Source organism: uncultured Xanthomonas sp., from assembly GCF_964278005.1.
In the GTDB taxonomy this organism is placed as follows: Bacteria; Pseudomonadota; Gammaproteobacteria; order Xanthomonadales; family Xanthomonadaceae; genus Xanthomonas_A; species Xanthomonas_A sontii.
Map to the genome: position 1 here is coordinate 1 of NZ_CAXYKF010000024.1, position 7,981 is coordinate 7,981.

Annotated in this window: 5 protein-coding genes; 3 read left to right on the forward strand and 2 right to left on the reverse strand. The window is 69.2% G+C overall.

The window, feature by feature from the left end; translation table 11 throughout:
- Positions 1-835: 835 nt before the first annotated feature.
- Both ACHWVH_RS18160 and ACHWVH_RS18165 read right to left on the reverse strand, forming a co-directional pair.
- Positions 836-2,446, reverse strand: coding sequence for a carboxyl transferase domain-containing protein (locus ACHWVH_RS18160; RefSeq protein ID WP_152235935.1), 1,611 nt, complete (start codon positions 2,444-2,446; stop codon positions 836-838).
- A gap of 129 nt (positions 2,447-2,575) precedes the next feature.
- On the reverse strand, positions 2,576-3,739 hold the full coding sequence (locus tag ACHWVH_RS18165; protein ID WP_010341368.1) for an isovaleryl-CoA dehydrogenase: 1,164 nt from the start codon (positions 3,737-3,739) through the stop codon (positions 2,576-2,578).
- A gap of 132 nt (positions 3,740-3,871) precedes the next feature.
- Here ACHWVH_RS18165 and ACHWVH_RS18170 point away from each other — a divergent pair, with 132 nt between their 5' ends.
- The 3 genes from ACHWVH_RS18170 (at position 3,872) to ACHWVH_RS18180 (ending at position 6,995) form a co-directional block, all read left to right on the forward strand.
- Positions 3,872-4,480 (forward strand): TetR/AcrR family transcriptional regulator, encoded by a 609-nt coding sequence (locus ACHWVH_RS18170; RefSeq protein WP_017909842.1) that lies wholly within the window; start codon positions 3,872-3,874, stop codon positions 4,478-4,480.
- Between the two features lie 154 nt (positions 4,481-4,634).
- Complete coding sequence (locus tag ACHWVH_RS18175; protein ID WP_017915253.1) at positions 4,635-5,153, forward strand: cytochrome c5 family protein; 519 nt, start codon at positions 4,635-4,637, stop codon at positions 5,151-5,153.
- 93 nt (positions 5,154-5,246) lie between these two features.
- Positions 5,247-6,995 carry an ExeM/NucH family extracellular endonuclease gene (locus ACHWVH_RS18180; protein ID WP_394687705.1) on the forward strand — a complete coding sequence of 583 codons (1,749 nt, stop codon included), beginning with the start codon at positions 5,247-5,249 and terminating at the stop codon, positions 6,993-6,995.
- The last annotated feature ends 986 nt before the right edge of the window (positions 6,996-7,981 follow it).

Sequence of the window (7,981 nt, forward strand, 5' to 3'; positions counted from 1 at the left end):
GGGTTCCCTTCCGAAGCGGCGGCCATCGCGGGGAAACACCCGAAGGGCGGCGTACATGGATGTACGCCGTCCGCGGCAGGGGCAGGATGCCCCTTCCGCGGATCCCCGTGATGGACGCGGACCCGGAACGCGCAGCGCGGAGGGCGCGAAGGCAGGGCGCGCTTTCTTTTGGTTACCTTTTCTTTGCGCGAGCAAAGAAAAGTAACTCGCCCGCAAGGGCGAAAGCCTTTAAAGCTTTTGCTGTCGCTACTGCTGTTGATTGAAGCTTTTTTGTCGGACGAGAAGATTTGTAGGAGCGGCTTCAGCCGCGACAGCGAGAGTCCGTTCTGTCTGTCGCGGCTAAAGCCGTTCCTACGATTCAGCGGCCGCCACCCTGGCAGCAAGTGCAAGAGCAAAGCTTTCGCCTGGCGGCGAGTCACTTTTCTTTGCTTGTGCAAAGAAAAGTAACCAAAAGAAAGCACACCCCGCAGCGCGCCCTCCGCGCTGCGCGCTCTGGGTCCGCAGCCACGTCGGGGATTCGCGGAAGGGGCATCCTGCCCCTGCCGCGAACGGCGCACATCCATGTGCGCCGCCCTTCGGGTTTTTCCCCGCCGCGGCTGCCGCGCCGAGGGGACCCGGTAAGTCAAAGGCAGAGCAAGAGCAAATGCAGGAGCAAAAGCAAAAGCGGGAGCAAAAGCAGCAGCAAAAGCGGAGGCCGTCGCAGCGAGCGCGTCCGCGGAGCCGGTCGTGGCGTCCACCGCCGGGCACACTAGCGCCGGCATCGCCAGCGACCACCTGCGTGACCACCGCCGATCCCCGCGCGAACGCGCCTGCCACCGGGAGCGCATGCGCCCGCTCACATCCGGAACACCCCGAACCGGCTCGGCTCCGCCGGCGCATTCAACGCCGCCGACAAGCCCAGCCCCAATACCCGCCGCGTCTGCGCCGGATCGATCACCCCGTCGTCCCACAACCGCGCACTGGCGTAGTACGGATGGCCCTGGCGCTCGAACTGCTCGCGGATCGGCGCCTTGAACGCCGTCTCCTCGGCGTCCGACCACTGCCCGCCCTTGGCCGCGATGCCGTCGCGGCGCACCGTCGCCAGCACGCTCGCCGCCTGCTCGCCGCCCATCACCCCGATGCGCGCGTTCGGCCACATCCACAGGAAGTTCGGCGAGTACGCGCGGCCGCACATGCCGTAGTTGCCGGCGCCGAACGAACCGCCGATCACCACCGTGAACTTGGGCACCTTGGCGCAGGCCACCGCCATCACCAGCTTGGCGCCGTCCTTGGCGATGCCGCCGTGCTCGTACTTGCGGCCGACCATGAAGCCGGTGATGTTCTGCAGGAACACCAGCGGGATGCCGCGCTGCGCGCACAGTTCGATGAAGTGCGCGCCCTTCAGCGCCGACTCGGAGAACAGGATGCCGTTGTTGGCGACGATGCCCACCGGATAGCCGTGGATGTGCGCGAAGCCGGTGACCAACGTGGTGCCGTAGCGCGCCTTGAATTCGTCCAGGCGCGAGCCGTCCACCACCCGCGCGATCACCTCGCGCACGTCGAACGGCTTGCGTGGGTCGGCCGGGATCACCCCGTACAGCTCCTCGGCCGGATACAGCGGCGGCTCCGGCGTGCGCAGCGCCAACGCTGGGGGCGGCTTGCGCCAGTTGAGCTGGGCGACGATCGCGCGCACCCGCGCCAGCGCCTGCAGGTCGTTGTCGGCGAAGTGGTCGGCCACGCCGGAGATGCGCGTGTGCACGTCGGCACCGCCCAGGTCCTCGGCGCTGACGTCCTCGCCGGTGGCGGCCTTCACCAGCGGCGGGCCGCCGAGGAAGATGGTGCCCTGTTCGCGCACGATCACCGTCTCGTCGCTCATCGCCGGCACGTAGGCGCCGCCGGCGGTGCACGAGCCCATCACGCAGGCGATCTGGGCGATGCCCTGCGCCGACAGGTTGGCCTGGTTGTAGAAGATCCGGCCGAAGTGGTCGCGGTCGGGAAACACCTCGTCCTGCAGCGGCAGGAACGCGCCGCCGGAATCGACCAGGTAGATGCACGGCAACCGGTTCTGCTGGGCGATCTCCTGCGCGCGCAGGTGTTTCTTCACCGTGATCGGGTAGTAGGTGCCGCCCTTGACCGTGGCGTCGTTGGCGACGATCACGCATTCCACGCCGGAGACGCGGCCGATGCCGGCGACCACGCCGGCGCACGGCACCTCGTCGTCGTACAGGCCCAGCGCGGCCAGCGGCGCGATCTCCAGGAACGCGCTGCCCGGGTCGAGCAGGGCATCGATGCGTTCGCGCACCAGCAGCTTGCCGCGGGCCTGGTGTTTGGCGCGGGCGGCCTCGCTGCCGCCCAGGGCGATGCGCGCCTGGGTGGCGTGCAGGTCGTCGACCACCGCGCGCAGCGCGGCGGCATTGGCGGCGAAGGCGTCGCTGCCGGGTTGCAACTGGGTCTGGATCGCGCTCATGGCAGAACCGTGGAAAGAAGGAAAGGGCAGGCGGCCGATGTGGGAGGGGCTCTTGTCCCCTTTTGCGGGATCAGCCCCGACACGCTGACGTCGGAACGGCCTTACGGCCGATGCGCATCCTGCGCGGCATCACTTGGTCCGCTCGAACAACTCGCGGCCGATCAGCATGCGCCGGATCTCCGAGGTACCGGCGCCAATCTCGTAGAGCTTGGCGTCGCGCCACAGGCGCCCGGTCGGATAGTCGTTGATGTAGCCGTTGCCGCCCAGCACCTGGATCGCCTGGCCGGTCAGCCAGGTGGCCTTCTCGGCGGCGTAGAGGATCGCGCCGGCGGCGTCCTGGCGGGTGGTCCGGCCGGCGTCGCAGGCGCGCGCCACCGCATACACGTAGGCACGGCAGGCGTTGAGGCCCACGTACATGTCGGCCAGCTTGCCCTGCATCAGCTGGAAGCTGCCGATCGGCTCGCCAAACTGGCGGCGCTCGTGCACGTACGGCAGCACCACGTCCAGCGCCGCGGCCATCAGCCCCAGCGGACCGCCGGACAGCACCACGCGCTCGTAGTCCAGGCCGGACATCAGCACGCGCACGCCGCCGCCGACCTCGCCCAGCACGTTCTCCGCTGGCACCTCGCAATCCTGGAACACCAGTTCGCAGGTGTTGGAGCCGCGCATGCCGAGCTTGTCCAGCTTCTGCGCGGTGCTGAAGCCGGGCATGCCCTTCTCGACCACGAATGCGGTGATGCCGCGCGCGCCGCCGCTCGGGTCGGTCTTGGCATAGACCACCAGCACGTCGGCGTCCGGGCCGTTGGTGATCCACATCTTGTTGCCGTTGAGCACGTAGCGGTCGCCGCGCGCCTCGGCGCGCAGCTTCATCGACACCACGTCCGAGCCGGCGCCGGGCTCGCTCATCGCCAGCGCGCCGACGTGCTCGCCGCTGCACAGCTTCGGCAGGTAGCGCGCCTTCTGCGCCGGGCTGGCGTTCTTGCGCAACTGGTTCACGCACAGGTTCGAATGCGCGCCGTAGGACAGGCCGATCGCGCCGCAGGCGCGCGAGATCTCCTCCATCGCCACCACATGCGCCAGGTAGCCCATCGCGCTGCCGCCGTACTCTTCCTCGACGGTGAGGCCGAGCAGGCCCTGTTCGCCGAGCTTGCGCCACAGCGGCGCGGGGAAGGCGTTGTCGCGATCGGCCTGCTCGGCCAGCGGCGCGATCTCGCGCGCGGCAAAGGCGGCGACGCTGTCGCGCAGCAGGTCGACCTCCTCGCCCAACTCGAAATTCAACGACGGCATCAGCATGGCGGCAACTCCGGGAATGGCGGGTGGCCGGCGGCGCCTAGAATCGGACCCGCGCCGGGCAAGAGCGCCCAGCGTAGCCGGGAACGGCAAAGAAGTGAACAGAAATTCATTAATTGAACTTAGAATCACGCCATGGCCTACAAACGCTCCGCCCTGATGGAAGAACGCCTCGCCGGCAACCGCCAGCGGATCCTGCTGGCGGCGCGCCGGCTGATCGCCGCCGACGGCTTCCGCGGCGCCCCGGTGACCGCGGTGGCGGCCGAGGCCGGGGTCTCCACCGGGCTGATCTACCGGCATTTCCCGTCCAAGGCCGAGCTGTTCGTGGAGGTGCTGACCGCCGCCGTGGAGCACGAGCTGACCATCCTGCGCGCCATCGCCGCCGCACCGGCGCCGGCCGCGCAGCGCCTGCGCGATGCCATCGCCTCGTTCGTGCGCCGCGCCCTGGCCGGCCCCGGGCTGGCCTATGCCTTCATCGCCGAGCCGGTGGAGCCGGAGGTGGACGCCGAGCGTATCCGCTGCCGGCGCCTGCTCGGCGACGTGTTCAAGGGCATCCTGGCCGACGGCGTGGCCGCGGGGGAGTTTCCCGCGCAGGACCTGGAGGCGGCCGCGGCGTGCCTGGTCGGCGCCTACACCGAGGCCCTGGTCGGCCCGACCGCGCCCAGCCGCGACGGCCCGCGCGACAGCGAGCGCCTGGTCGAGGCGGTCTGCGGGTTCTGCCTGCGCGCGGTGGGCAGCGCCTGAGCGCGACCGGGCGCGCCGCCTGCGCCGAACTGCTGCGATGCAGCACGCATCGCCTGCGATTCCGTGTGCTCCCGGCGTGCCGCGCGGCGCAAACGCTGGCTATACTCGGTCGCGTAGCGGTGGTCCGGATTACCACGTGCCAAAGGGGTGTGATGTGCGGAATTACGACCTCGAATTTCTCAAGCGCTTCTCGATGGTGATCGGCCTGCTGGTGCTGATCACCCTCGGCCTGATCGTGTTCGCGCATTACCTGCAGCGGGCCATCCCGCCGGAGGTGTCGCCGGTGGCGCTCAAGCGCACCGAGGAGCGCATCGCCCCGGTCGGCGCGGTCTACGCCGGCAGCACCGGTGCCGCGGCGCAAGCGGCGGCACAGGCGGCGGCGCTGGCCAAGGCCTCGGCGCAGGCGGCCTACGGCGGCACCACCGACGGCAAGACCATCTTCAACAACCTGTGCACCGCTTGCCACACCACCGGCGTGGGCAAGGCGCCGACGCTGGACCACGCGCATTGGGACAAGCGCATCGCGCAGGGCAAGGAGACGCTCTACAAGCACGCCATCGAGGGCTACACCGGCCCCGACGGCGGCATCATGCCGCCCAAGGGCGGCAATCCCGGGCTGACCGAGGAGCAGATCCACGCCACCGTGGACTGGATGCTGGCCAACCTGAAGTAACCTTGCGCCTCCCGCACGCCACTGCGCCGCCTTCGGGCGGCGCATTCGTTTCCGCGCCCGGCGCGTGCCGGCGCAAACAAGGAGAGTGATCGAATGCGCATGCCGCCGCCATCGTTGTTGTCGTTGCTGCTGCTGGTCGCAGCCCCCGCCGCGCAGGCGCTGACGCCGCCGACGCTGCTGCCGATCGGGCAGTTGCGCCCGGGGCCGCAGGCGCAGGGCGTGGTGTTCGAGGGCGTGGTCACCGCGCGGGTGGATGCCGGCGGCAGCGGCTACCTGGTGCAGGATGCCGGCGACGACGATCCGCTGACCGCCGACGCGCTGCTGGTGCGCGGCGATGCCGAGCGCAGCCTGGCACCGGGCGACCGCGTGCGGGTGTGGGGCGAGCTGGCGCCGCAGGCCGCCGCGTCGGCCAAGGCCGGCACGGCTTTCGTCGGGCGCAGTGTGCTGGAGCAAGGGCACACCGTGCTGGCACGGGCGCAGCCCTTGCCGCTGCAGGTGCTCGACGCGGCGCCGGCCGACTGGTCGGCGCTGGCCGGCATGCGCGTGCGCATCGCCGCGCCGCTGACCGTGGTCGACAACGATGCGCTGGGCAAGACCGGCGAACTGGGCGTGGCCTTCGGCGGACGCCTGTGGCAGCCCAGCGAAGTGGCCGCGCCCGGCAGCGCCGAGCAGGCGGCCGTTGTGGCCGACAACGCGCGGCGCGGGCTGCGCCTGGGCACGCTCGGTGCGCCGACGCCGACATCAACATCGGCAACGGCAACGGCAACGGCAAAACTTCCGGACTATCTGGCGAGTGCCGCTGCACCGCCGCGCGCGGGCAGCACGGTCCAGGACGTGGAGGGCATCGTCGGCGGGGTGATCGACGGCGCTGCGCGGCTGTACCCGACCACCGCGCTGCAACTGACCGCGCCGCCGGAACCGGCGCCGCCGCAGGTCGACGGCAGCCTGCGCATCGCCGCGTTCAACCTGGAGAACTTCTTCAACGGCGACGGCCGCGGCGGCGGGTTCCCGACTTTGCGCGGCGCACGCACGCCGGCCGAATTCCAGGCGCAGCTGCGCAAGCTGGTGGCGACGATCCGCCCGCTGCAGGCCGACGTCGCCGCGTTGATGGAACTGGAGAACGACGGCTACGGCCCGACCTCGGCGATCGCCGGCCTGGTCGACGCGCTCAATGCCGGCGGCGGCGACTGGCGCTTCGTCGATGCCGGGCGCGGCCCCGGCGACAACCCGATCCGGGTCGGACTGATCTACCGCGCCTCGCGGGTGAGCCCGGTGGGCAAGCCGGCGGTGCTGGAAGGCGGGCCGTTCGCCGAGCACAGCCGGGTGCCGCTGGCGCAGGCCTTCCGCCACGGCAGCGGCGCGCCGTTCGTGGTGGTGGCCAACCACTTCAAGTCCAAGGGCTGCGGCGATGCCAGCGGCGCCGACGCCGACCGCGGCGATGGCCAGGGCTGCTGGAACGCGACCCGCACCGAGTCGGCGCGACGCCTGGACGCCTGGCTGCGCAGCGACCCCACCGGTGCCGGTAGCGCATCCAGCGTGCTGCTGGGCGATTTCAACGCCTATGCGATGGAAGATCCGCTGCGCCTGCTGCGCGACGCCGGCTGGCGCGATGCGCTGCAGGAGGCGCATGTGGCGCAGCCGTACAGCTTCGTCTACCGCGGGCTCAGCGGCCGGCTCGACCACGCGTTGCTGAGCCCGGCGCTGGCGGCGCGGCTGCGCGGCGCCGCCGAATGGCACGTCAACGCCGATCTGCCCGACAGCGACGGCTACCGCGAGCGCGATCTGCCCGGCCCGTGGCGCAGTTCCGATCACGATCCGTTGTTGCTGGGGTTTGATCTGTAGGCTGGGAGTGGGGAAATGGGAATGGGGAATCGGAAAAGCCGATTGTCGGCCTTCCTTTTCCCATCCTCGCTGTGCGGGACGTTCCTACCTAGGCTCTTGTCGTTCGCAAAGCGGACGACTGCTGTCATGCGGAGTTGCGCTGCGTTTGGAGTGATCGGCCGCTGCGCATCCTGCCTTGCGTGTCACCAGCGATCTTGAAGGACGCTTGTGTCTCTCGCGGCGCTTGTTACGCGTTTTGCCGTTGTGCCGATCGAAGCCGATAGATGCGGTGCTTTTGCCCGATAGAGCGACAGCATCGCCTGCTGTTGCTGTTGCTGTTGCTGTTGCTGTTGCTGTTGCTTTGGCAGTTGCTGTTGTTTCTGCTGTTGCGGTTGCTCTAGTTTTTGACTTGCCGGGTTCCCTTCCGAAGCGGCGGCCAGCGCGGGGAAAAACCCCGAAGGGGCGGCGCACAGGGACGTGCGCCGTCCGCGGCAGGGGCAGGATGCCCCTTCCGCGGATCCCCGGGATGGACGCGGACCCGGAGCGCGTTAGCGCGGAGGGCGCGTAGGCAGGGTGTGCTTTCTTTTGGTTACTTTTCTTTGCACAAGCAAAGAAAAGTAACTCGCCGCAAGGCGAAAGCTTTGCTCTTGCATTTGCTGCTACTGCGGCGGCCGCTGGATTGCAGGAGCGGCTTACGCCGCGACATGCATGACCGATTACGTTTGTCGCGGCTAAGCCGCTCCTACAGATATTCTCGTTTGACACCCAAGATTGAAGCAACAGCAAAGGCTTTCGCCCTTTCGGGCGAGTTACTTTTCTTTGCTCGCGCAAAGAAAAGTAACCAAAAGAAAGCGCGCCCTGCCTTGCGCCCTCCGCGCTGCGCGCTCCGGGTCCGCGGATGCACCGGGGATTCGCGGAAGGGGCATCCTGCCCCTGCCGCGAACGGCGTACATCCATGTACGCCGCCCTTCGGGTTTTTCCCCGGTCCATCCGCCGCTGCGGAAGGG

Coding starts and splice junctions, on each gene's coding strand:
- ACHWVH_RS18165 (WP_010341368.1), bottom strand. CDS start 3,739: ATGCTGATGCCGTCGTTGAATTTCGAGTTGGGCGAGGAGGTCGACCTG.
- ACHWVH_RS18180 (WP_394687705.1), top strand. CDS start 5,247: ATGCGCATGCCGCCGCCATCGTTGTTGTCGTTGCTGCTGCTGGTCGCA.
- ACHWVH_RS18160 (WP_152235935.1), bottom strand. CDS start 2,446: ATGAGCGCGATCCAGACCCAGTTGCAACCCGGCAGCGACGCCTTCGCC.
- ACHWVH_RS18170 (WP_017909842.1), top strand. CDS start 3,872: ATGGCCTACAAACGCTCCGCCCTGATGGAAGAACGCCTCGCCGGCAAC.